Origin of the sequence: Chryseobacterium oncorhynchi, from assembly GCF_002899895.1 — a bacterium.
Taxonomy (GTDB): domain Bacteria; phylum Bacteroidota; class Bacteroidia; order Flavobacteriales; family Weeksellaceae; genus Chryseobacterium; species Chryseobacterium oncorhynchi.
Map to the genome: position 1 here is coordinate 1 of NZ_PPEI02000019.1, position 1,284 is coordinate 1,284.

General features: G+C 33.3%; 1 protein-coding gene and 1 rRNA gene. One reads left to right on the forward strand and one right to left on the reverse strand.

Annotation, left to right across the window (positions count from 1 at the left end; translation table 11 throughout):
- Positions 1-78: ribosomal RNA gene (gene rrf / locus C1638_RS22870) — 5S ribosomal RNA — on the forward strand; the annotation flags it as partial.
- A gap of 677 nt (positions 79-755) precedes the next feature.
- On the opposite strand, the gene C1638_RS22540 is transcribed toward rrf, so the two are convergent.
- A complete protein-coding gene (locus C1638_RS22540) occupies positions 756-917 on the reverse strand; it encodes a hypothetical protein (RefSeq protein ID WP_165826592.1) in 162 nt (53 codons plus the stop codon).
- Positions 918-1,284: the final 367 nt, after the last annotated feature.

The window sequence follows — 1,284 nt, forward strand, 5'->3', positions numbered from 1 at the left end:
TTCCCATTCCGAACACAGAAGTTAAGCCCACCAGCGCCGATGGTACTGCTAACGCGGGAGAGTAGGCCGCCGCCAGTTTTTATTTTATTTTTAAAATCCTTTATCATTACGATAAAGGATTTTTTTTTGTTATATACTTTGAGAGATATATATCTGGAATAGACTTAGATGCATCTCTAAACCCATACTACCCATTCCCAAACAAATCCAGTAAACACAAAACAACATACAACCCATCACTTATCACTAATTATATGGAATTGCTGCTCATTGCTGTAACCCCCTCGGAATCTCAATGACAAAATTAGATAATACTATACTTAGCTCCTTGTGGAGAATATCTATTGATGATTTAATTTCACCTTGGTTCCTTGTATTTCATTCAGACGAAAAGAAATCTCATTTACCCTTTCTGTAGATTTTTACTATAACTCATTTTACCCATATAAACTACAGCTCTGATTATTCCTTGACCTGGACAAGTTCTACTTTCAAGTTTTTAAATACCTTAAGCTTACTCACAATTCAATATTAAACCTCTATTAGATTCTATCCAGTACTCCTCTCTACAATTAATACAGCTGATCTGTATTCTATGATGCACAACCCTTGGAATTATGAAATGCCTTGTTGATGTTCCTATCCAATAGTTACAAAGAAAAGATCTGGTAGACCATGCTTTCAATATTCCATAATCCTATCGTTTTACTTTAAAATGATCCTATTGCCTATTTTGATTATCAACCTATTTTCACTCATGATCTAGATCCGGGTTCTACCAATGTTTTTACTCCACCTTTTACAGGAAATAACTTTTTCCTTTCCATAGAATTTCCTAACCTTAATTTTTTATTGCTTACCCTGTCACTTCCCATATAGAATTCCTTATAAAAAATGATTACAATCAATTTATTCATCAAGCCATCCATTTAATTTATAGTTTCCTGTTGCAATCTTTAGAATTCCTTTGAACTCTGAGTGAATGTATACCTATATGTTTATGCCACTTTAGAGAGGATATATACCCATTCTGCTACTTCTTTGTTATTCAGAATATTTAGTACTCCTCATTGTGGATAACTGCATATTGAATTCTAAATAACTTTATACCAAACGATTAATTAACTTACTTTTCCACAATGAAGTAATGTGCTTTGATTTTATGTTAAATAAGTTTGCGAGTTGTGGTATAAGTTTCTATCTTTGCCCCACTGAAAACGAGAGTACATTCAGTAGCGCAGAAAGCCTTTAGATAGGCGTAAACATAATAGACTACGAAAGAAC

What these genes read in the sequence shown, in the direction of transcription:
- C1638_RS22540 (WP_165826592.1), bottom strand. Translation starts at nt 917, where the DNA reads ATGAATAAATTGATTGTAATCATTTTTTATAAGGAATTCTATATGGGA.